20 protein-coding genes and 1 pseudogene are annotated in these 22,583 nt (G+C 61.3%); 16 read left to right on the top strand and 5 right to left on the bottom strand.

All coding sequences use genetic code 11. The features are described from left to right. Positions 1 to 176 precede the first annotated feature (176 nt). From ASC85_RS14955 to ASC85_RS14925, 7 genes are all read left to right on the top strand, one after another. Positions 177 to 926 carry an electron transfer flavoprotein subunit beta/FixA family protein gene (locus ASC85_RS14955; RefSeq protein ID WP_046064932.1) on the top strand — a complete coding sequence of 250 codons (750 nt, stop codon included), beginning with the start codon at positions 177 to 179 and terminating at the stop codon, positions 924 to 926. Continuing rightward, positions 926 to 1,861: an electron transfer flavoprotein subunit alpha/FixB family protein gene (locus ASC85_RS14950; protein ID WP_057450054.1), complete on the top strand. Its 936-nt coding sequence runs from the start codon at positions 926 to 928 to the stop codon at positions 1,859 to 1,861. Before ASC85_RS14955 ends, ASC85_RS14950 begins: the two co-directional genes overlap by 1 nt. A gap of 199 nt (positions 1,862 to 2,060) precedes the next feature. After that, positions 2,061 to 2,960 (top strand): glycine betaine ABC transporter substrate-binding protein, encoded by a 900-nt coding sequence (locus ASC85_RS14945; protein ID WP_057450052.1) that lies wholly within the window; start codon positions 2,061 to 2,063, stop codon positions 2,958 to 2,960. An 88-nt stretch (positions 2,961 to 3,048) separates the two neighbouring features. Next, complete coding sequence (locus ASC85_RS14940) at positions 3,049 to 3,639, top strand: Ldh family oxidoreductase (protein WP_236712358.1); 591 nt, start codon at positions 3,049 to 3,051, stop codon at positions 3,637 to 3,639. A gap of 170 nt (positions 3,640 to 3,809) precedes the next feature. After that, positions 3,810 to 4,466 (top strand): dimethylsulfonioproprionate lyase family protein, encoded by a 657-nt coding sequence (locus ASC85_RS14935; protein WP_057450050.1) that lies wholly within the window; start codon positions 3,810 to 3,812, stop codon positions 4,464 to 4,466. Positions 4,467 to 4,471: 5 nt separating this feature from the next. After that, entirely contained in the window at positions 4,472 to 4,741 is a 270-nt protein-coding gene (locus ASC85_RS14930; protein WP_177343172.1) for a transcriptional regulator, read from the top strand. After that, the gene (locus ASC85_RS14925) at positions 4,731 to 5,597 is read left to right on the top strand and encodes a DMT family transporter (RefSeq protein ID WP_057450047.1); all 867 of its coding nucleotides are present in this window, start codon (positions 4,731 to 4,733) and stop codon (positions 5,595 to 5,597) included. Before ASC85_RS14930 ends, ASC85_RS14925 begins: the two co-directional genes overlap by 11 nt. Before the next feature lie 123 nt (positions 5,598 to 5,720). On the opposite strand, the gene ASC85_RS33835 is transcribed toward ASC85_RS14925, so the two are convergent. Together ASC85_RS33835 and ASC85_RS33830 are read right to left on the bottom strand one after the other, a co-directional pair. After that, positions 5,721 to 6,488 (bottom strand): methyl-accepting chemotaxis protein, encoded by a 768-nt coding sequence (locus ASC85_RS33835; RefSeq protein ID WP_371914652.1) that lies wholly within the window; start codon positions 6,486 to 6,488, stop codon positions 5,721 to 5,723. 93 nt (positions 6,489 to 6,581) lie between these two features. Further along, positions 6,582 to 7,664 (bottom strand): annotated as a pseudogene (locus ASC85_RS33830) (HAMP domain-containing protein); the annotation flags it as partial. A 292-nt stretch (positions 7,665 to 7,956) separates the two neighbouring features. On the opposite strand from ASC85_RS33830, the gene ASC85_RS14915 reads away from it, so the two are divergent. Continuing rightward, positions 7,957 to 9,000, top strand: a complete 1,044-nt coding sequence (locus ASC85_RS14915; RefSeq protein ID WP_057450043.1) for a GlxA family transcriptional regulator — start codon at positions 7,957 to 7,959, stop codon at positions 8,998 to 9,000. A gap of 100 nt (positions 9,001 to 9,100) precedes the next feature. Here the strand turns inward: ASC85_RS14915 and ASC85_RS14910 are convergent, their stop codons facing one another. Next, on the bottom strand, positions 9,101 to 9,511 hold the full coding sequence (locus ASC85_RS14910) for a hypothetical protein (RefSeq protein ID WP_057450041.1): 411 nt from the start codon (positions 9,509 to 9,511) through the stop codon (positions 9,101 to 9,103). 382 nt (positions 9,512 to 9,893) lie between these two features. Continuing rightward, complete coding sequence (locus tag ASC85_RS14905) at positions 9,894 to 10,616, bottom strand: pirin family protein (RefSeq protein ID WP_057450040.1); 723 nt, start codon at positions 10,614 to 10,616, stop codon at positions 9,894 to 9,896. A gap of 321 nt (positions 10,617 to 10,937) precedes the next feature. On the opposite strand from ASC85_RS14905, the gene ASC85_RS14900 reads away from it, so the two are divergent. Next, complete coding sequence (locus ASC85_RS14900) at positions 10,938 to 11,888, top strand: GlxA family transcriptional regulator (RefSeq protein WP_057450038.1); 951 nt, start codon at positions 10,938 to 10,940, stop codon at positions 11,886 to 11,888. A 183-nt stretch (positions 11,889 to 12,071) separates the two neighbouring features. Continuing rightward, positions 12,072 to 13,559, top strand: coding sequence for an ATP-binding protein (locus ASC85_RS14895; RefSeq protein WP_057450036.1), 1,488 nt, complete (start codon positions 12,072 to 12,074; stop codon positions 13,557 to 13,559). Here ASC85_RS14895 and ASC85_RS14890 read toward each other — a convergent pair. Further along, positions 13,521 to 16,310, bottom strand: a complete 2,790-nt coding sequence (locus ASC85_RS14890) for an ATP-binding protein (protein WP_057450035.1) — start codon at positions 16,308 to 16,310, stop codon at positions 13,521 to 13,523. The genes ASC85_RS14895 and ASC85_RS14890 overlap by 39 nt on opposite strands. A 464-nt stretch (positions 16,311 to 16,774) precedes the next feature. Between ASC85_RS14890 and ASC85_RS14880 the strand changes: the two genes are divergently transcribed. From ASC85_RS14880 to ycaC, 6 genes are all read left to right on the top strand, one after another. Beyond that, positions 16,775 to 17,596 (top strand): alpha/beta fold hydrolase, encoded by an 822-nt coding sequence (locus ASC85_RS14880; protein ID WP_057450031.1) that lies wholly within the window; start codon positions 16,775 to 16,777, stop codon positions 17,594 to 17,596. Between the two features lie 130 nt (positions 17,597 to 17,726). Then, the gene (locus tag ASC85_RS14875) at positions 17,727 to 18,674 is read left to right on the top strand and encodes a LysR family transcriptional regulator (RefSeq protein WP_013693718.1); all 948 of its coding nucleotides are present in this window, start codon (positions 17,727 to 17,729) and stop codon (positions 18,672 to 18,674) included. Then, entirely contained in the window at positions 18,671 to 19,084 is a 414-nt protein-coding gene (locus ASC85_RS14870) for a DoxX family protein (RefSeq protein WP_057450029.1), read from the top strand. Before ASC85_RS14875 ends, ASC85_RS14870 begins: the two co-directional genes overlap by 4 nt. Beyond that, a complete protein-coding gene (locus ASC85_RS14865; RefSeq protein ID WP_057450028.1) occupies positions 19,077 to 19,715 on the top strand; it encodes an antibiotic biosynthesis monooxygenase in 639 nt (212 codons plus the stop codon). Before ASC85_RS14870 ends, ASC85_RS14865 begins: the two co-directional genes overlap by 8 nt. 118 nt (positions 19,716 to 19,833) lie before the next feature. Further along, positions 19,834 to 21,672, top strand: coding sequence for an amidohydrolase (locus ASC85_RS14860; protein WP_003203401.1), 1,839 nt, complete (start codon positions 19,834 to 19,836; stop codon positions 21,670 to 21,672). A gap of 147 nt (positions 21,673 to 21,819) precedes the next feature. Next, on the top strand, positions 21,820 to 22,449 hold the full coding sequence (gene ycaC / locus ASC85_RS14855) for an isochorismate family cysteine hydrolase YcaC (protein WP_014337664.1): 630 nt from the start codon (positions 21,820 to 21,822) through the stop codon (positions 22,447 to 22,449). Positions 22,450 to 22,583 lie beyond the last annotated feature (134 nt).

Raw genomic sequence — 22,583 nt, 5'->3', positions numbered from 1 at the left:
TTTGACATAACGGTATGTCGAATGTTCATGTGTGTCAACGATTGAGACACAGGTGTACATTTTTCTTGCGTGGTGGAAAAACCAGGATTACCATCCAGTCGAAACAGGGGGGATCCGGTGTATCCGGTCGGTCATCCCGCATCGATCCAGAGTGCAAGGGGGCTATGCAAAGAACTATGAAAGTGCTCGTTGCGGTAAAACGCGCCATCGACCCGAATGTGAAAGTCCGGGTGAAGGCTGACGGTTCAGACGTTGAACTCAATGGCGTGAAAATGGCCTTGAACCCTTTCTGCGAAATCGCGGTGGAAGAGGCGATTCGCCTCAAGGAGAAGGGGCAGGTATCCGAAGTGGTGGTGGTCTCGGTGGGCACTTCGGCCGCCCAGGAACAACTGCGCACGGCATTGGCACTCGGTGCGGACCGGGCGCTGCTGGTCGAGACGAGTGCGCTACTCGAGCCGCTCAACGTCGCCAAGTATCTGAGCAAAGTGATCGATCAGGAAAAGCCACAACTGATCCTGTTCGGCAAACAGGCAATCGACCAGGAAAACAACCAGGTCGGGCAAATGGTCGCGCAGTTGATCGGCAGCGGTCAGGCCACTTACGCCTCAGCGGTCAATCATGTCGACGGGCAATGGGTGGTCGAGCGCGAGGTGGACGGGGGCAGCCAGGTGCTCGCCCTCGCCATGCCGGCCGTGGTGACCTGCGACTTGCGCCTGAATCAACCGCGCTACGCCTCGTTGCCGAACATCATGAAAGCCAAGAAAAAACCGCTGGAAATCATTGCTGCTGACACCTTGGGCGCGAGCGTGAAGGAACACGCTCGATTGTTAGGGGTCGTCCCGCCGGCGGTGCGCAAAGCGGGCATCAACGTCGGTTCGGTGGCCGAGCTGGTGGATAAATTGAAAAACGTTGCGGGGGTGATTTGATGCGCACATTGGTGATCGCCGAGCACAGTGCAGGTCAGCTGACGGCGGGTACGTGGAGTGCCGTGACCGCCGCCATGGCGCTGGGGGCCGAGACGGATTTACTGGTGATGGGCGGGACTGACGCGTCGGCAGTGGCGCAACAGGCGGCGTTGACCCAGGGGCTGGACCGGGTGCTGCTCGCACAAGGTGCGATGTTCGAAAACGCCCTGGCTGAAAATGCCCAACCGCTGATCACTTCACTGGTGGTCGAGGGGTATACGCACGTCGTTGCCGACGCCAGCAGCATGGGCCGCAATGTGTTGCCGCGGGTCGCGGCCAGCCTGGATATCGGCATGCTGTCCGACGTTACCCACATCGTTTCGGCGGACACTTTTCAGCGTCCCATATATGCCGGCAATGCCATCGCCACGGTGCAGTCCCTTGACCCGATCAAGTTGCTTACCGTTCGTGCCTCGGCGTTCGCCCAGGCCTTGTCCCATGAACATCGTTGCGAAGTGGCGGCGGTGGAGGGTGGGCAAAGCGCAAGCAACGTGCGTTTCGTGAGCGAACAACTGACGGCCAGCGAAAGACCCGACCTGTCGAGCGCCCGCGTCGTTGTTTCCGGTGGCCGCGGTATGCAATCCAAGGAACATTTCGCCTTGATCGAGCGTGTGGCCGACAAGCTCGGTGGTGCCGTAGGGGCCTCGCGTGCCGCAGTGGATTCGGGGTTTGCCCCCAATGATTTGCAGGTCGGGCAGACGGGGAAAATCGTCGCGCCAGAGCTTTACATCGCTGCGGGTATCAGCGGCGCCATTCAACATTTGGCGGGCATGAGCGGCTCAAAAGTCATTGTTGCGATCAACCAGGACGCCGAGGCGCCGATTGCCCAGGTGGCGGATTACATGTTGGTGGCGGATTTGTTCGAGGCCTTGCCGGCGCTCGAAAAAGCATTGTGAGTACTGACATTTATAAGCTCCGCCAAATGGCGGAGGAGGGCCGAACGACCTGAATACATGAGGGTTTTCGTATAACTAAAACTTATCCATGCATAACTTAAAATCCCTTGAGGGTGTAATGGCACTCTGCTTTTATGAGGGGAGTTAATTCTTCTGCTGCCCTGCCAATAACTATTAATACAGTACGCGGAGATGCACCATGATTACGTTATCCAGTAAAACTTGTATCGGCTGGCTTGCAGGCCTGGCGATGGCCGCCGGTAGCCTGACGGCTCACGCCGAGGAACCCACGCCTATCCGTATTGGATGGGTGAATTGGTCGGATACGGAAATCGCTGTAAAGCTGGCAGATACGGCATTGCGCGACCACTTGAAGCAACCGGTCAAATTGGTACTCGCCGATATTGGCATTCAGTTCCAGGCCCTGGCCAACGGCAATATCGACTTGATTCCGATGGTCTGGCTGCCGAGCACTCACAAGGCGTTCTACGACAAATACCAGGACAAGCTCGAAGACCTCGGCGTGCTGTATGAAGGTCGGATCGGCATGGCGGTGCCAACGTCCATTCCTACCAGTGAGATCGCCAGTGTCGAAGACCTCAACAAGCCTGAAGTACGGGAAAAACTCGGCGGCAAGATCCTGACGTCGGAAGTGGGCAATGGTCAGTACAAACTGACGGAAAAGGCCATCAAGGAATATAAGCTTGATGGTTACAAAATGGTCGCCTCTTCAGAGTCCGGGATGTTGAGCGAGTTGGATCGCAACCTCAAGCGTGACAAATGGTCGTTGATCAACGCCTGGAGTCCGCACTGGATGTTCGCCAAGTGGCCGCTGCGCTACCTGGATGATCCGAAGCAGATTTTCGGTGGTGCCGAACAAATTCACGCGGTTGCCCGCAAAGGCTTCAGTGCCGAACACCCCGATGTCGCCCGGTTCTTCGCCAACTTCAAGATCCCCAAGGCTGACCTTGAGAAGTTGATGTCGACCGCTCGTGACAGTTCGGCAGACAAGGTCGTTGCAGAGTACTACGCCGCCAACAAGCCTCGCTTCGAGGCGATGTTCGGCAGTCAGACCGCCTCCGCCACACCGTCCCAGTAGTGGCTGCTGCTATTCAATAGTTGAGTTGCAGTCCGATGTCCTGCGTGAAGGGCATCGGATGCATCGAACGAACATTCAGGCGATACCCTTGAAAACCACAGCCTATCGTCGCTTTACCCTGGATGAGGCGGTCGGCTGGGTGAAGCATCTCTGTGAAGCGAAGGGCTGCTCAGCCGCGGTTGCCAACTCATTGGCCCACGCCACCGTAGCGGCGCAAGCGCGCGGTAACCAGGCCGTGGGGTTTCGGCACCTCGCCGATTACTTGCCGGGCTTTTCTTCCGGACGAATCAATCCACGTGCCGAACCACGCATCTCCCGCGCTGGCGCGATTATCTTCAAGTCCGATGCCCAAGGCGGAATTGCCCAGCTTGGCGTAGATCGATGCTTCGATTCGTTGTGCCATGCCGCGCACGCCAATGGCATGGCCACGCTGAGCCAGTGCAACAGTTTCACCAGTGGCGAGCTGGGTGACTACACGTTGCGGTTTGCCCAGGCCGGGCTGATTGCGTTGGCGGTCGCAAACGGGCCGGCGCTGGTTGCCGTTCCTGGTGCCAAGAGCAAGACTCACAGGTGCCAACTGGTCGTTGGATTCACCGGCGTTCGATCAAGGAACCCAGACGCCTGGCTGTGGCCTGTTGATCCTGCTCCTGGCGCCGGCATTCTTTTCAAGCGGGTTTGAACAGCGACTGTCCAGCCAACTGACCCGCCTGACGCAGATGGGCGTCCACAGGCCGGGATGGGAACGGCAACACTCAACGCTCACCGCACAGAATGATGGGATCAGTGTTCCCGTTGACCTGTTGGAACAGCTGAGCCGTCTGTAAGCCAGTTCGATATGTTGCTCGGGAAATGGGATCGAAAGCGATGATAAACAGCACTGAAGATCCATCGTGGGATCAGGACATTATCCGTAGCGGGGAGTCGCTCAGGCGTTCGCTTCAGGGTGTCCTGTCGGGCTGCGGTTGCGATGAGGCGCCAGCACATGCCGCGTCTCTAAGTACGGCCCAATGGCATATCAGCAAGACTGCGCAGACTTCAAATGCGCTGCCCCGGTGTTTGGAGCGCCATTTATCCGAAGCGCTCGACGCTGCGCCCAGGACCGATGATGACCTGATATCGATACTGGCTGCGCTGAGCACGCTCTTGCCCCATCTTCCCTGGATAAACCGCCAAGCCCGGGCCGACCAGGACAGCGCTTTCGTGGAGCGGCATCGCCACGGGATGATCGCCGGCCCTGGGGCGCTATTTGAATGTTCCACCTTGACCTTGGGGTTGGCGCTGATGATGCCCGAGACCAGCTACCCCTATCACCAACATCCGCCTGCCGAGTTCTATCTCGTTCTTTCGCCGGGTGACTGGTATCGGGAGGACATGGCGTGGTGGAGTCCTGGTGCGGGGGGCGTTGTCTTCAATCCGCCTTCTTGTATTCATGCAATGAGATCGACGAGCGTTCCACTTCTTGCTTTATGGGGCTTGATTCATTCAGAGGCTGAGTTATGTCGGTAACAACAATGGGCATCAAATTGGATGGGGAAACACGTTCCAGGCTGAAGTCGGCGGCGGCCCAGTTGGATCGCACTTCTCACTGGTTCATGAAGAAGGCGATTTTGAATTTCATTGAAAAAGTGGAAGCCGGGGCCGGCGTTGAAGCATTTGTAGCGGTCGAGGCGCTGGAGAGGGATACGTTGCGCCATAGCACCGCGCGACGGCGCGCAGATAACGGTCTGCTTGACGATACCGCCCCGATGGCATCGGCCAAGGGCGGTGTACATGGTGCGTGATTATGATGCGCCGCGGCCTCGGCTAGGCATCGCGTTGTGTCTTTTGTCCATGCTGATCTTTGCGAGCCAGGATGGTGTCACCAAAGTGCTGGTAAAGGATCTCCCGGTCGCCCAGCTCGTCATGGTGCGCTATTGGGTATTCCTGGCTTTTGCTGTCGGCTATAGCGTCTATCAGGGAAGCCTGCGCACGGCCTGTCGAAGCCGCCACCCTTACCAGCAGGTCATCCGTTCCCTGATTGGGGTGGGCGAAATTGTCTTGTTTGGATTGGGGTTGCGCTATCTGGGGTTGGCTGAAATGCATGCCCTGTATGCGGTGTTCCCGTTGATGACTCTGGCGTTGGCTGGGGTGTTCCTGGGTGAGTTCATCGGTGTGCGTCGATGGGTTGCCGCGGCCATAGGCTTCACGGGGACGCTGGTTATCCTTCGGCCTGGCACCGGTGTTTTCGAGCTTGTAGCACTGATCCCGCTTTTGTCTGCCTTGGGGTTCGCGGTCTTCAGCGTGCTGACTCGTCGAATCAGCCAACATGATTCGTTCGCCACGAACATGCTTTACATGGGGTTCTTCGGCGCGATCACCATCACCTTGTTGGGCCTTCCCGGGTGGGTGGCTCCGAGCCCGATGCAATGGGGCCTGATTGCGGTGCTTTCCACGACAGGCGTGGTGGCCCAGCTGTTATTTCTCCAGGCGTTGAAGTATGCAACGGCGGCCACACTTCAGCCGTTCAACTACACGCTGCTGGTGTTTGCCACGCTGATTGGCTTGCTGGTATTCGGTGAGCTGCCAGACACCTGGACGGTGGTGGGTGCGTGTCTGGTGATTGCCGGTGGGATGTATGCGATCAAAGCGAAAGGGTAGTGTTCCCTGTGGGAGCGAGCTTGCTCGCGAAGAGGCCGGCACATCCAGCATATTCATTGGCTGTGACAACGCATTCGCGAGCAAGCCCGCCCACATTTGATCTTCAGTGGACGTAAGCCCGGTTTAGAACTTGAAGCGCCCCACCAAACCCTTGAGCTGCCCGGAAATATCCGTCAGACGCCCCGAGCCGGTCTGCGCCGAGTGGGCGAATTCCTCGACCAACTGGGCATCGGCATGGATCTGCGCGATGTGCCGGTTGATGTCTTCGGCCACCTGGTGCTGTTCCTCTGCCGCCGTGGCGATCTGCGTATTCTGGTCGCGAATCGAGTCCACCGAGTTGCGGATCTTGTCGAAGCTGTCGCGGGCCTGTTGGATGCGCTCGACGCTGGTTTGCGACACCTGCAGGCTGCTTTGCATCTGCTGGGTGACTTCCTGGGTGCGCCGAGCAAGGTTACCCAGCAGGCTGTCGATCTCGCCGGTGGAATCAGCTGTACGCCGTGCCAGCGCCCGGACTTCGTCAGCCACTACGGCAAACCCGCGACCTTGATCGCCAGCCCGCGCGGCTTCGATGGCGGCGTTGAGGGCCAACAGGTTGGTCTGCTCGGCGATCGAGCGAATGGTGTCGAGGATGGTGTTGATGTTCTTGCTGTCCTGCTCCAGCGCCTGCATGGTCTGGGTCGACTTTTGCAGGTCGTCGCTCAGTTTCATCACGCTGCCGGTGGCTTCGCCGATGTGATGCTGGCCATCGTGTACATCGCGATAGCCTTCGTCCGCACTGGAGGCGGCCTGGCTGCAAGAGCGGGCCACTTCGTTGGCGGTGGCGACCATTTCGTTGAACGCGGTGCTCACCAGCTCCACGGCCTGGCGCTGGCGCCCGGCAGCGTCGTTCATGTTCTGGGCCACGTGGCTGGTATCGGCTGCGGCAGTTTGCAGGTCGGAAGAGGCGCTGCCGATGCGCTGCATCAGTTGCGCGATCATGCCCAGGAACTGGTTGAACCAGCCCGCCAGGGTGGCCGTTTCGTCCTTGCCTTGCACGGAGAGCTTGCGGGTGAGGTCACCTTCACCTTCGGCGATTTCCTGCAGGCCGTTGGCAACACCGCGAATCGGCCGCACGATCACGCTGGCGAAACTGGCGCCTACCAAAGCGAACACCACAGCCAGTACGGCAGCAATGGCGGCGATCAGCCAAGTCAGGCTCGAAGCCTCGGCCATCACTTCATCGCGTTTGATCAGGCCGATGAAGCGCCAGCCCAGGCCTTTGGAAGTGACCACGTTGGCCATGTAGGGCATGCCGTCGATTTCGATCTGGGTCACGCCATCGCTGCTTTTGGCCAGCTCGGCATAGTTGGGGCCCAGGTCGGCCAGGGGCTTGAAGTTGTGCTTGGCATCGGCGGGGTCCACCAGGACGTTGCCGTTGGCTTCGACCAGCATCAGGTAGCCACTTTCACCCAGCTTGATGTTCTTGACCAGTTCGGTGAGCTGCTTGAGCGATACGTCCAGGCCGACCACGCCCACCAGCTTGCCGCCAGCATCGGCGACGGTGTGCACGATGCCGATCAGCGACACATCGTCCGGCGCCCAGTAATAGGCATCGGTCTTCACGGTGGTGCCCGGATTGGCGACGGCCGCCTTGTACCAAGGGCGCACGCGTGGATCGTAGTTGGAAATCTTCGGATCATCCGGCCAACTGGCGTAGCCACCGTCCGCCAGGCCCAGAGACAGGTAGGCGGTAGTCGGATGGCTCTTGGCGAAGCGGTCGAAAATATCCAGGAGTTGTTTGTTGTTCTCGGGGAGAGGCGTTTGTGCGGCGTCGGCACCGGAATAGTTTTTCAGGTCCTTGGCTGCAACGATCCGTGGATCCTTGGCGAAGAATTCGACGTTCTGCATGATGCCATCGAAGAACTGCTTCATGCCGTTGTCGATCTGGCGGATTTCACGGCCACTGCTGTCTAGAAAGTTGGCTTTTGCGGCGTCGCGCAGGTTCAGCACGACCAGCACCGCCACCAGGATAACCGGAAGGCAGGCGATGGCCGCGAACGCCCATGTCAGCTTCTGTTTGATATTCATGACTTCTCCCGCGAGATATTTTAAGTGTTTGGATGGCGGAAACAGCAGTGGTTGGCGTTACGAGTCTCTTAAGGGAAAAGCACCCATGCCTACTGCCAGTGTATCGACCAAAGTCGTAGGCACTTGAGGCTTGCCATTTTGGCGCGGGATGATCGGTAGACGGCGCAGGTGCGATTGCAGTCGGCTTCACTAGTCTGGAAGATAACGTGGTTTGCCCTGCGCCTTCGCCCTGGGGTTCAAGGCACCCTCGTGCAGCAAATCCTCATCGTCTTTAATGTATTAACGAGGCCCTATGCCAAGCGCATTCGAGAGCGTACTCAAAAACAAGAACATGGCTTATCGACCACTCGGCGCGGCACCCGCCAGCCAGGCGCCGATCCGCGTCGCGTTTGTATTGATGGACAACTTCTCGATGATGTCCTTCACCGGTGCGGTGGATGCGCTGGTGACCGCCAACCTGATGAGCGACATGCCCCTCTACGAGGTGCTGACGGTGGGGGTTTCAGGTGGGCAAGTCACGAGCGACCTGGGCATTGTCATCTCGACCGACATCGAACTGGCGCAGATGCCGGAAAACCAGGACGTGCTGATCGTCGCCGGGGGCTTTCGCGTGAAGTTGCAAGGTCATCCCTTGCTGCGCCGCAAGCTGCGCGCCAACGCGGCGTGCGGGGCGATCCTGGGCGGGTTGTGGAACGGTGCCTTCTTCGTGGCCGATGCCAATCTGCTGGACGGTTTCGAATGCGCTGTCCACCCGGAAAGCCGCGCCATGATGGCGGAGGTGTTTCCCCATGTGAAGGTGTCCAGTCGGGCCTATGTGGTTGATCGGGAGCGGGTCAGTTGCGCGGGCGCCAACAGTTCGCTGCGCATGATGCTCCAATTGATTCGCCAGACGGGCGGGGCGGCGCTCGTGGGTGCCATCGAGGAAATTCTTCGCTGTGATGAGTCCGGCGATGATGCGACGGACTTGCCGCCGGTTTTTGTCGAGACCGACCCGACACTGCCGGAAAGCCTCAAGCTGGCTCTGGAATTGATGTGGCAAAACGTAGAAGAGCCGTTGACCATCGATGAGCTGGCGGCGTGCGTCAAGATTTCCAAGCGGCAGTTGGAGCGGCGGTTCTGCAGTTTTCTCGGTGCGACTCCCACACGCTATTACCTGGAACTGCGCTTGACGCGTGCCCGCCAGCTCATCCAGCAAACCAATCGATCCGTGACCGAAATCGCCGTGGCGACGGGCTTCGTCAGCTCCCCGCACTTCCAGCGTCGTTTCCGGGATTTCTTTGGTGTGCCGCCTGGTAGCTATCGCTCGAAATCGGAGCGCAAACTAACCGTGCGATGAAGACGCTGGCAAATCAGAGATGAGTTGTCAGGGTGGGGAGGGTGTTGCCGCGCTTTAGCGTGGGAGCTGCTCCTGCACAGCTCCGCGCTACGGACATAAATCAGGTGTTATCGCCTGTTTGTTTTTTGGGCTGGTCTTCAGTTTGCTTCGCTGCTTGCGAAGCGGTCAGGGTTGTGTCCTTGCAGAGCACTTTTCCAACTTCGTCGGCTATCGAGCCATCGACGATTCGCCCTTCCATCTGGTCGAACTGAGCTTTTTCCACCGCTGAAAGGCTGTTGTACATCCCCATGTGCCGAACATTGCGGGTGGCGCAGTCGAGTTCGAGCTTTGTGTAGTTGGTGAAGTAAGCGCCCGATCTTTGTACGGTGGCCTGGATGGCAGAACCGCTGTCGACAAAAGAAACGATCGAGTACACGGCATCCGAATCATCGTAGAGGTACTTGATGTTCTGGACGTCCGCGGCCGCACTGCACGCAATAGAGAGTAACGCGAGGGATATAACGGTTTTCATGCATTCTTCCGTGAATAAGCAAGTCAGGAGAATCAATGGCAAAGTGAAATCATTTTGCCTTGGCGCGTGCATTGGGTCAATTTACGTTTGGATATTTTGCCTGGACCACTGATCAGAAACGACGTCGTTTAGGGAACTTTATAGGTCGATCTGGCTCGTGGCAACAGACCAACGCATTTGAGGCAGCCCAGTGAATCTCTCCAAAGGCGCCACCCTCCATTATCAAAGCCTGGATTCTTCAGGATGCCTGACTTTTTTTAGATGTTTTTCGCCTGAAATACGTCATTGACCATGGATTCAGGACTTTCGCGTCTTTCTTCGTTCATTGCGCAAGATAACCCTTGTGGGAGCAGGCCCGCTCCCACAAGGGCTACAGGTTGCGTCATGGCATCTGTGGCAGTTCCTGCGGCCGCAGATCGAACACCAGCACTTCGGCATCCTGGCCGTTACTGAAGGTCAGGACTTGCTCCTCGCGCACCCGCACGCCATCACCTTCCTGTAACGGTATGCCGTTGAGCTCGACAGCGCCTCGTGCCACGTGCACGTAGGCATAGCGATCCGGTGCCAGGGTCAGGGTGGCGCTTTGCTGGCCATCGAACAACCCGGCGTAGACCCGTGCATCCTGGCGCACCTGGAGCGAGCCGTCGGCTCCGTCGGGGGAGATGATCAATTGCAGACGACCGCGTTTCTGCTCGCTGCTGAAATGCTCCTGTTGGTAGCGTGGCGTGGCACCGCTGACGTTGGGCACGATCCAGATCTGCAGGAAGTGCACCAGCTCGTCCGCGCTATGGTTGAACTCGCTGTGGGCCACGCCGCTGCCGGCGCTCATCAACTGCACGTCACCTGGGCGGATGACCGAGCCTGTGCCCAGGGTGTCCTTGTGTTCCAGCGCCCCTTCGAGCACATAGGAAAATATCTCCATGTCCCGGTGGGGATGCTGGCCGAAACCCTTGGCGGCGGAGACCCGGTCATCGTTGATGACCAGCAGGTCGGAGAAGCCCTGTTCGTTGAGGTCACGGTAGCTGGCGAACGAGAAGGTGTGGAACGAGGTCAGCCAGCCGTGGCGGGCAATGCCGCGATCCGAAGCTTTGCGAAGGGTCAGCATGATCAATTCTCCTGATGTCTGTGGGCGACGGCTGGGCCGTTCGCCGGGTTCAGAAGAAGGTTAATGGTTATCCATATGTTCAATAAGCAGGTTAAAAACGAAAGACTGTCTGCTTTGGGTTGACAATCGAGAATGCCTACCGGCTGATGCTTCGCTTCGACATAATGCTGAGACTTTGAAGCTATAAAACCTGTGGGAGCGAGCCTGCTCGCGATAGCGTCGGTCCAGCTTGCGCTTGTGTTGACTGATTGTCCGCTATCGCGAGCAGGCTCGCTCCCACATGGGACATCTACAAGTTCTGGATTTTTTGGCGTATCCCCGATGAAAACCATTGCAATGGTGCTGTTCCCGGATTTTTTGCTGCTCGACATGGCCGGGCCTATGGAGGTGTTTTCCATCGCCAATCGTTACCTCGCCGCGGATCAGCGTTATCAATTGCTGACCCTGGGAACCGAGCGCGGGGCATTGCGGGCGTCCAACGGCGTGATGGTGCAGGCCGATATCCATATCGACCAGGCATGGGCGGCTTATGACGTGTTGCTGGTGCCGGGCGGGCCGGGGGCCTATAACGACCAGCATCCGGGGCTGCACATCTGGTTGCGGGCGGCGGCGCAACGGGCTGCGCGCTACGGCTCCATCTGCACCGGGGCTTTTGTGCTCGGTGAGGCGGGTTTGCTCGACGGTTATCACGTCACTACCCACTGGCATTACACCGACCGCCTGATACAACGTTTCCCCAAGGCGCTGGTGGAAACCGACAAGATCTTCCTGCAGGATCGGCGCCTGATCACCTCCGGCGGCGTCACCGCCGGGATCGACCTGGCCCTGTCCATCGTCGCTCAAGACCACGGCCGCAAAGTTGCGTTGGACGTGGCCAAGGTGTTGCTGGTGGTGATGAAACGCCAGGGTGGACAGGCGCAGTTCAGCCCCTCGGTGGCGGCGGTGTCGACGCAAGAGTCGGCCATTACCCGCGTGCAGAATCATGTGATGGAACATCTGGAAGAACCCTTCACCATCGAGCGCATGGCCGCGCTGGCCGCCATGAGCGCGCGGCATTTCGCCCGGGTCTTCGCCCGTGAGGTGAAGATGACACCCATGGAGTTCCTGCAGGGCGCGCGCATCGACCGGGCGCGTCAGTTGCTGGAAACCACCGACCTGCCGCTCAAGACCGTGGCGTTTCGCAGTGGCTTCGGCAGTGTGCGGCACATGCGATTTTTGTTCAGTGAAAAGCTCGGCCTGACCCCGGTGCAGTATCGCCAGCAGTTCAGTTGAGCCATCGGTGTCCGTTCAGGGCACCGTGATGTCCGTGGCGCTCCCTGTGCCAGCATTGTCCTGAGGCCTGCGCCTGCCAAGATAACGGCGAACCCTTTGGAAAGGATGCGCAGGAGCCAGGGCAGACGTGTTCGGTGATCCGCACGCTGACGCTCGCACCGGTTATCCGGCGCTGGATCGCCCATGAACAGTTTCGTCAAACCCGATAGCGAGCCGGCGGTGGGCTTCGGTCCGTTTGCCTTCTACCGGCAGCAGCGGCTAGTCACCCGTGACGGCCAGCCCCTTGCGCTGGGCGGCCGTGCCCTGGACGTCCTGCAGGTGCTGGTGGAGCACGCCGGCCACTACGTCAGCAAGCAAGCACTCATCGCCCACGTCTGGCCAGACAGTGTCGTGGAGGCCATCAACCTGCGGGTGCACATCGCGGCGCTGCGGCGGGCCTTCGGTGATGGGCGGGGCGGCGCTCGCTATATCCTCAATCATCCTCGGCAAGGTTATTGCCTTGCGCCGCCCCTGGTGGCGCAGGAGCGCGTTGAGTCGCCTTTCAGCCCCCAAACCGAGCGGCACAATCTGCCCGCACGCTTGAGCCCGGTGGTGGGTCGCGACAAAGTCCTGGGACGGTTACTGGCGCAAGTGCCCCGTCAATCCGTGACCACCGTGACCGGCCCCGGCGGCGTCGGCAAGACCACCGTGGTGTTGCGGGTGGCGGAGCTGCTGCTCGAGCACTTTGAGGACGGTGCCTGGTTCGTTGACCTGGCGGCCGCCAGCGATCCCTCACAAGTGGTGGCGCAAGTGGCCAGCGTGCTGGGCGTGGAGCAGGGTGCTTTGGCCCGCTGCCTCGAACCCTGTCGGATGTTGCTGGTGCTCGACGGTTGCGAGCACCTGCTCGACGCTTGTCGGGAGCTGGTCCAGACAGTGGCTGCGGCGTCCGGGGTGTCGCTGCTGCTCAGCAGTCGCGAACCCTTGGACTTGCCGGATGAGAGAATTGTGTCACTGTCGGGCCTGGCCGTGGCGTCGCCCCTGGAACTGGAGCACCAGATCGAGGCATGCCCGGCGGTGCAGTTGCTGATCGAGCGGGTTGGCGCCCGGCAGCAGGGTTTCAAACCGGGTGGCCGCGACTGGTCGACGCTTGCACAGATCTGCCAGCGCCTGGACGGATTGCCGTTGGCGTTGGAACTGGCGGCGGCCCAGGTTGATGTCTTGGGAGTGGCCGGCGTCCTGGAACAACTGGATCACGGTTTATCCCTCTTGAGCCACGGGCGGCGTACGGCGGTGGCCCGGCACCGCAGCCTGGAGGCGGTGCTGGATTCGAGTTTCGAGCGTTTGAGCGCTGACGAACAAACCGCATTTCAGCGCCTGGCGGTATTCGAGGGGCCGTTTACGCTCAAGGCGGCGCTGGCCGTGATCAGTTGCGCTGAACTGAGTATCGGGCAATTACCCTCGCTGTTGTCGCGGTTGGTGAGCGTGTCACTGCTGATGGTCGAACCGCTTGCCGAAGGAGGGCGCTTCCATCTACTCCACACCACTCGCGCCTATGCCATGGACAAACTGCGGCGCAGTGGTCAGTGGCCTGTGTTTCATCGGCGTTACGTGCTGCAAGATGCTTGGGAAGTCCGGCGCTCAGGGCCCCAACCGTCAAGTCAGCGCCTGGAGCAGCGCGCTGGCGTCCAATAGGTCGGGGGTCTCGAAACCTTCCGTGAAGCGTCGATAGACGGGCCCGAGCAGTGCCTGCGCGGCATGCGCTTGCCCTTGGCGCTGCCACAAACGGGCCAGGGACGTGGCGCTGCGCAGTTCCCAGGCCAGGGCCTGGTGACGACGGGCGATGCCCAGGGCGGCCAGCAGTTGCGCTTCGGCGGCTTCTTCCAGGGACGGTTCATTGCGCGCCAGCAAGGTCTCGGCCCCGGCCCGCAGGATCTCCGCCGAACACCAGCCCGCGGCACCACTGTGGGCCCGTTCGATTTGCGCCGGGCTGACGAAGTCGCTGCGCAGGGTGACGGCGATGTCCTGGATCAAGCCATTTGTCGGGCGTGTTGCCAGGGACTGATCGTCGAATGCGTGGTCGTAATGGCAAGCCCAGTCATGGAACAGCATCACCGAATGTTTCTTGGCCTGCTGCTTCAACAGGTCGAGCCTTTCCCGGGCACTCGGATAATCGCCGGTGTAGTGGGCGATCACGCAACCGGCCAGCGCCAAGGTGTAGCAGATCGAAATACCGTGGTTGATTTGCACGGCGATCTGCAGCGCCAGGTTGGCGGTACGCTGGGCTTTCTCGGCAAAACCTTGCAGCCAGAGGATGCGCGCCAGAACCGTCAGCGCGGCCACGCTCTGATCGTATTGCACGCCGAAGCCGTGGCTGAAGCGGCTGAGGTGACCGCTCTGGGCCAGGCGCTGGATCACCTGTTCGGCTTCGCGCCGCGCCGCGCGCTGGTCGCCGGTGAAATGCAACGCCAGCACCCGCAGGCGTTGGGTGCTCAAGGACAGGGTCGGGTCGCCCTGCAAACCCAACCGGTCGAAATCCCGGCTGTGTGCCAGGGCCTGTTGGTAGTCACCACAACTGAGGTCGACGGTCATTTGCCCGGACACGGCCCGCAGCTCGCTGGCCAGGTCCTGGCATTGCCGGGCCAGTTGCCGGGCCGTGGCGAAGGCACGAACAGTGGCCGGCGTGCCGCCCTCGGTGTGGTAGCTGAAACTGGCGTGGGCCAGCTCCAGAGCCAGGGTCAAGCGCGGGCATGGCGCGGGGCTGGCCCGCAACAGTTGCAGGGCCTTGTTGACGTAGAGGCCGTGTTCCTTGAGCAGCGACAGTTCCTGCCAGAGGGGCAGGGTACGGGCGGTCAGGCGGATCGCTACGGCGTGTGAACCCTGCGGGCCCAAGCCTCGGTCGAGCGCCGCGCGGATGTCGTCGCGATAGTCGGCATAGCGGGCGATCCACAGGCGGGTGGGGGTGTTTTCCCAATCGTTTTCCGCTTGCCCCATGAGCGCCAGGCAGCGCTCGGCGTGGCGCTCCTGGCTGACCGCCAGCTCCCCGGCTTCGGCCAGTTGCTCCAAGGCATGGCGGCGGGTGGTGTCCAGCAGGCGATAGCGCACCTCTTCATCGCCGATCTCGACATTGAGCAGCGATTTGGCGACCAACTGACTGACCGACACCAGCACCTGGTCGGGCGCGACATGCTGGCCGACGATCACCGCGGCGGCCGAGGCCAGGTTGAAACTGCCCATGAACACCGCCAGCCGCCGCAGGCAGGTCTGCTCGCAGGTCGTGAGCAACGCGAAGCTCCAGTCCAGCGTGGCGCGCAGGGTTTGCTGGCGCGGAGCGGCGTCGGTGTCGTTGTGAAGCAGGGCGACGCTGTCTTGCAGTTGCCGGTGAAGCTCCTCCAGGGTGAAACGGCCGATTTGCGCGGCAGCCAGCTCGATGGCCAGGGGAATGCCGTCCAGCCGCTGGCAGATGTCGACCACCAACGGCACCTCGTGGTCGCTCAGCTCGAAGTCGTCACGGCTGGCCATCGCCCGTTCGGCAAACAGTTGCAGCGCCGGGTATTCCAGGGCAGGGCAGCCCTCGATGGGCATTTCCCGGGGCGGGAACGCCAGGGCGTCCAGGCGCTGCACGTGTTCGCCTTCGGCGCGCAGGCCTTCACGGCTGGTGGCCAGGATGTGCAGGTGGGGGGCGCCGCGCAGCAGGGTTTCGCTGAGCTGGGCGATGGCGTCGATCAGGTGCTCGCAGTTGTCGATCACCAGCAGCAGATGCCGCTCCCTGAGCTGCCGGGCGATGGCGTCCAGCGGATCACCGTCCTGCAGTGGCAGGTCGAGCAATGCGCACAGGTTGGGGGCGATCATGGCCGCGTCGTTGAGCGATGCCAGGTCCAGCAGATGCGTGCCATCACGGTACTGGCCGATCAGCCGTTCAGCGACCCGCAGGGCAACGGTGGTCTTGCCGATGCCGCCGGTACCGACCAGGGTAATGAAGCGTTTTCGCGGTAGCTGGGCCACCAGGTTTTCCACCAGGGCCTGGCGTCCGATCATGCGCGTGCGTTGCAGCGGCAGGTTACGCGTCAAGGACGGATGAGGAATATGCGCCCATTGGTCGAACGGCTCGAATGACAGCGGCGCGACAAAACTGTAGCCGCGTTGCGCCACGGTGACGATGTAGCGCTGCCCGGCCTGGCCATCCCCGAGGGCCTTGCGCAGTGCCGCGACGTGCACGCGCAGGTTGGTGTCTTCCACCACGCTCCTGGGCCAGACCCGGGCGATCAGTTGCTGCTTGCTCACCACCTCGCCGGCGTGCTCGAGCAACACCAGCAGAATTTCCACGGCCCGCCGTCCCAGGCGCAACGGTTGCCCACCCTCGAGCACCAGGCGCTGGCGAGGATGGACCCGGTAAGGGCCGAAACGCACCGTCTGTTCGACGGGCAGGCTGAGGTATTGGCTCATGTTGCTCTCAATGTTCTGGTCCCGGTGCCTGGGCTTTACCCGAGCATATTCCTCAGGTTTTGCGTCAAGCGCAACGGCGCAGGCTCTACTCCCAGCATTCCAGCCGCCGAACCTGTGGCGAGGGAGCGTGCTCCCGCTGGGCTTCTGTAGGAGCTGGCGAAGCCTGCGATCTTTTGATCTTTTGATCTTTTTGATCTTTTTGATCTTTTTGATCTTTTTGATCTTTTTGATCTTTCGCTTGAGATTCAAGTGTCTGGGGAAAGATCGCAGCCTCGTTGCACTCGACAGCTCCTACACCGCTCCTACACCGCTCCTATGGGCGCAGCCCAGCGGGAGCAAGCTCCTTCGCCACGGAAGCGGGCTTTTAACACGCCGGTTCCGAAAAAATTAACAACGTTTAACTCACGCAGGTGCCCCCCATGGCCGGACCATAAAGCGATCCACCCACCTCAAGGAGTCACGTCATGAGCACCTTCATCACCCGCGACGGCACCGAGATTTACTACAAGGACTGGGGCAGTGGTCAACCGGTGGTCTTCAGCCACGGCTGGCCGTTGAACTCGGACAGTTGGGAGGCGCAGATGATGTTCCTGGCGTCCAACGGCTACCGGGTGATCGCCCATGACCGCCGTGGGCACGGGCGCTCCAGCCAGCCCTGGGACGGCAACGACATGGACACCTACGCCGATGACCTGGCCGAGCTGATCGAGCGGCTGGACTTGAAGGACGCGGTGTTGCTCGGCTTCTCCACCGGCGGTGGCGAAGTGGCGCGCTACATCGGCCGCCATGGTGCTGCCCGTGTCGCCAAGCTCGGCCTGATTTCGGCGGTGACGCCGCTGATGCTCAAGACCCCGGCCAACCCCGGCGGCCTGCCTGTGGAAGTGTTCGACGGTTTCCGCCAGGCGTCCCTGGCCGACCGTTCTCAGCTATACAAAGATGTGGCCAGCGCGTTTTTCGGCGCCAACCGTCCAGGCGCCAAAGTCTCCCAAGGCATGATCGACTGGTTCTGGATGCAGGGCATGCTCGCCGGCCACAAGAACACCTACGACTGCATCAAGGCGTTCTCGGAGACCGATCTTTGCGAAGACCTGCGCAACATCGACGTGCCGACCCTGGTGGTCCATGGCGATGACGATCAGGTGGTCCCCATCGAAACGGCCGGCATCGCCGCCGCCAAGTTGCTCAAGAACTCGCAGCTGCTGATCTACCCCGGCGCGCCCCACGGCCTGACCGACACTCACAAGGACCGCCTGAACGCGGACCTGCTGGCGTTCATCCAGGGCTGACGCAAGCAAGCTAAGACCTGTGGGAGCGAGCCTGCTCGCGAAGGCGTCAGGACAGTAGATATGAATGCAAGCTGACCCACCGCCATCGCGAGCAGGCTCGCTCCCACAGTTAAAACGGGACATCACACCCATGAACCGCAATGATTTACGCCGTCTCGACATGAACCTGCTGGTGATCTTCGAGGCGCTGATGTTCGAGAAAAACCTGACCCGCGTCGCCGAAAAGCTGTTCATGGGCCAGCCGGCGGTGAGCGCGGCGCTGGGGCGGCTGCGGGATCTGTTCGATGATCCGTTGCTGATCCGCCACGGTCGCGGCATGGAGCCGACGCCGCGGGCCCTGGCGATCCTGCAAGAGCTGCAACCGGCCATGGACACCATCTCTGGCGCGGTCAGCCGGGCCAAGGCGTTCGATCCGTCCACCAGTTGCGACGTGTTTCGCATCGGTCTGTCCGACGATGCCGAATTCGGCCTGTTTCCACCGCTGCTGAGCCAACTGCGCGAAGAAGCGCCGGGGATCATCGTGGTGGTGCGCCGGGCCAATTTCCTGCTGATGTCGTCGCTGCTGGCCAGCGGTGAAATCAGCGTCGGCGTGAGCTACACCACCGATCTGCCGGCCAATGCCAAGCGCAAGAAACTGCGGGACATTCCTTGCAAGGTCTTGCGTGGCGACAAGCGCCCGGGGCCGCTGACTCTGGACGAGTACTGCTCGCGGCCCCACGCCATGGTCTCGTTCTCGGGCGACCTGAGCGGCAACATCGACCTGGACCTGGCCCGCATCGGTCGGACCCGCAAAGTGGTGCTGGCGGTGCCGCAGTTCAGCGGGCTGCGGGCCTTGCTGGCCGGCACCGAACTGATCGCCACCGTGCCCGACTATGCCGCCTGCGCGCTGGTGGAAGGCTGCGCACTGCGCGCCGAGGACCCGCCGTTCGAGATCAATGCCGCTGAACTGTCGATGGTCTGGAGCGGCGTGCATGACAACGACCCGGCCGAGCGCTGGCTGCGTTCGCGCATTGCCAGCCACATGTCCCAACCGCTGCCAGCGGCGGCCTCGATCACTGCGGACGGAGCCCACCGATGAACATGACTGATGAGCGCCCGCTGCAGGATCTGGGCTTGTTGTTCCTGCGCTTGAGCGGCGGGTTGTTTTTGCTGTGGGTCCATGGGCTGCCGAAGCTGTTGCACTACGGCGTCGAGCTGACCCGTATCGAAGACCCGTTTCACCTTGGCGCGGCGCCGACTCTGATCCTGGCGATTTTCGCCGAGGTGCTGTGTCCGCTGCTGATCATCGCCGGTGTGCTGGTGCGCCTGGCGTGCCTGCCAATCCTGTTTCTCCTGGCCGTGGCGCTGCTGGTGGTGCACCCGCAGTGGAGCCTGGAAGAAGGCCAGTTCGGCTGGCTGCTGCTAATCGTATTTACCAGTGTGTTTGTCGCCGGGCCCGGACGCCTGGCAATCAATACGCGTTTTGTTGGAGTGCTTCGCCATGTCTGAATCGCAAACCGTTGAATCCACCGCGAGCCCGGCCAGGCCCGGCTTCGATGAAATCGTGACCCTGGTGGTCAAGCACCGGATCAAGGTCGGCCAGGAGGCAGCCTACGAGGCCTGGTTGCGTCGCACGGTGCGCGTGGCCGGTCAGTGGCCGGGTCATTTGGGGGTGGATGTGGTGCGGGGCAAGCAGGGTGGGCTGGCGCTGTTCACTTGCGTGCTGCGTTTCTGTTCCACCGAGGCCATGCAGCGCTGGCTGGACTCGCCCGAGCGCCGCGAGCTGGTGGAGGAGGCCCTGCCGTTGCTGGGCGACGGTGACCAGATCGAAGCCGGGTCGCACAAGGAATTCTGGTTCACCCCGCTGGCCGATGCGGCCACACCGCCGCCGCGCTGGAAGCAGGCCGTGGTGACGCTGCTGGTGATCCTGCCGCATACCTTGCTGGTGCCGCTGATCTGGGGGCCGTTGCTGCAGCTAAACAGTTTTCTTTCCAACTACGTGGTGGCCACGTTCCTGATCACCCTGACCATCGTGCTTTCGGTGGTGTACGTGTGCATGCCGCTGGCGACCCGTCTGTTCGCACCGTGGCTTGAGGCCTCGAAAGCCCACGTGCACCTGGAGCCCGACCATGGCCAATAAGGACGACCCAACCGATCCGCTGCGCCGCCAACTGCTCGCCGCCGGGTCCTTGCTCAGCGCTGCGGCGGCTTTCTGGCCGCGGCTGTCCCTTGCCTCTACTCATCCAGAAGGAAATCCGATGAACGCCGATCTGATTCTGTTCAATGGCCAGTTCCATACCGTCGACCGTGAGAAACCCCGCGCCAGCGCGGTTGCCATCAGCCAGGGGCGCTTCGTCGCGGTCGGCACCGACGCCGAGGCCATGGCCCTGCGCGGCAGCGGCACCCAGGTCATCGACCTCAAGGGCCGCACCGTCATTCCCGGGCTCAACGACTCGCACTTGCACCTGATCCGCGGCGGCCTGAACTACAACCTGGAGCTGCGCTGGGAAGGCGTGCCATCCCTGGCCGATGCTTTGCGCATGCTCAAGGACCAGGCCGACCGCACGCCAACACCGCAATGGGTGCGCGTGGTAGGCGGCTGGAACGAATTCCAGTTCGCCGAAAAACGCATGCCGACTCTGGAAGAGCTCAATCAGGCCGCTCCCGATACGCCAGTGTTCGTGCTGCACCTGTATGACCGTGCCTTGCTCAACCGTGCCGCGCTGCGGGTGGCCGGCTACACCCGTGACACGCCGAACCCGCCGGGTGGCGAGATCGTGCGTGACAGCAAGGGCGAGCCCACCGGCATGCTGGTGGCGCGGCCCAACGCGATGATCCTTTATTCGACGCTGGCGAAAGGGCCGAAGTTGCCGCTGGAATACCAGGTCAACTCCACTCGCCAGTTCATGCGTGAACTAAATCGCCTGGGCCTGACCAGTGCCATCGATGCTGGCGGCGGCTTCCAGAACTACCCGGACGACTATGCGGTGATCGAGCAGTTGGCCCGCGAGCAGCAGTTGACGGTGCGCATCGCCTACAACCTGTTCACCCAGAAGCCCAAGGAAGAGCTCAGCGACTTCAAGAACTGGACCGGCAGCGTCAAGTTGCACCAGGGCGACGATTTCCTGCGGCACAACGGCGCCGGGGAAATGCTGGTGTTCTCGGCGGCGGATTTCGAGGACTTCCTCGAGCCGCGCCCGGACCTGCCGCCGGGCATGGAGCAGGACCTGGAGCCGGTGGTCCGGCACCTGGTGGAGCAGCGCTGGCCGTTCCGCCTGCATGCCACCTATGACGAATCCATCAGCCGCATGCTCGATGTGTTCGAAAAAGTGAACCGCGACATTCCGTTCAACGGGCTGCCCTGGTTCTTCGACCATGCCGAGACCATCACGCCGAAGAACATCGAGCGCGTACGTGCATTGGGCGGCGGCATCGCGATCCAGGATCGCATGGCCTTCCAGGGTGAATACTTCGTCGACCGCTACGGTGCCAAGGCCGCCGAAGCCACGCCGCCGATCAAGCGCATGCTCGCCGAAGGCGTGCCGGTGGGCGCTGGCACCGACGCCACCCGCGTCTCCAGCTACAACCCGTGGACCTCGTTGTACTGGATGGTCAGCGGGCGCACGGTCGGCGGCCTTTCGTTGCACGAAGAGGGCCTGCCGCGCCTGACTGCGTTGGAACTGTTCACCCACGGCAGTGCCTGGTTCTCGTCGGAGCAGGGCAAGAAAGGCCAGATCAAGGTTGGCCAACTGGCGGATCTGGCGGCCCTGAGCGCGGACTTTTTCAGCGTCGAGGAAGAAGCCATCAAGTGGATCGAGTCGGTGCTGACCGTGGTCGACGGCAAGGTGGTGTATGCCGCCGGCGACTTCGAAAAACTCGGGCCGGCCAGCGTCCCGGTGCTGCCCGACTGGTCGCCGGTGGTCAAGGTCCCGGGCCACTGGCGCCCGACGTCGCCGTTGCAGGCCCAGGTCCACCAGTGCAGCGGTCCGTGCACGGTGCATTCCCACAGCCATGAACGGGCGCGGTTGTCGAACGTCCCGGTCAGCGATTTCCAAGGCTTCTGGGGCGCGTTTGGCTGTTCCTGCTTTGCCTTTTGACTAACGCACCGATTCTCCCCTGTGGGAGCGAGCCTGCTCGCGAAGGCGTCGGCACATCCGACATCGCCGCAAGCTGACACACCGTCATCGCGAGCAGGCTCGCTCCCACATTGTTCTGCAATACATCCATCCCAAAGGAGTCATCCCATGAGCAACGTTCCCGCCTACAACCGTCTGAACAAAGACGACGCGGTCGTCCTGCTGGTCGATCACCAGACCGGCCTGATTTCCCTGGTCCAGGACTTCTCGCCCAACGAGTTCAAGAACAACGTGCTGGCCTTGGCTGACTTGGCGAAGTTCTTCGAACTGCCGACCATCCTGACCACCAGCTTCGAACAAGGCCCCAACGGTCCGATCGTGCCGGAGCTCAAGGAAATGTTCCCGGATGCGCCGTACATCCCGCGTCCAGGCCAGATCAATGCCTGGGACAACGAAGATTTCGTCAAGGCGATCAAGGCCACCGGCCGCAAGCAACTGATCATCGCTGGCGTGGTCACCGATGTCTGCGTGGCGTTCCCGACCCTGTCGGCGCTGGCTGAAGGTTTCGACGTGTTCGTGGTGACCGACGCCTCGGGTACGTTCAACGAAACCGTACAACAGGCCGCCTGGGTACGCATGACCGCTGCTGGCGCGCAGATGATGAACTGGTTCTCGGTGGCCTGTGAGCTGCACCGCGACTGGCGCAACGACATCGAAGGCCTGGGCAACCTGCTATCCCAGCGCATTCCGAACTACCGCAACCTGATGAACAGCTACTCGGCGCTGACGGCCAAGTAAGCAGTCCATGCTGAACGACGCCCGCCTTGCGCGGGCGTTTTTGTGTCTGGCATTAACACCTCTCAAGCAGTGCCACCGCTATCGCGAGCAAGCTTTGCTCCCACAATTGGATCTGTGGGAAAACCTGTGGGAGC

The sequence above is a fragment of the Pseudomonas sp. Root401 genome (assembly GCF_001425105.1).
GTDB lineage: Bacteria > Pseudomonadota > Gammaproteobacteria > Pseudomonadales > Pseudomonadaceae > Aquipseudomonas > Aquipseudomonas brassicacearum.
Note: the sequence above shows the minus strand (reverse complement) of the source record. Positions and strands in the feature narration are given on the sequence as shown.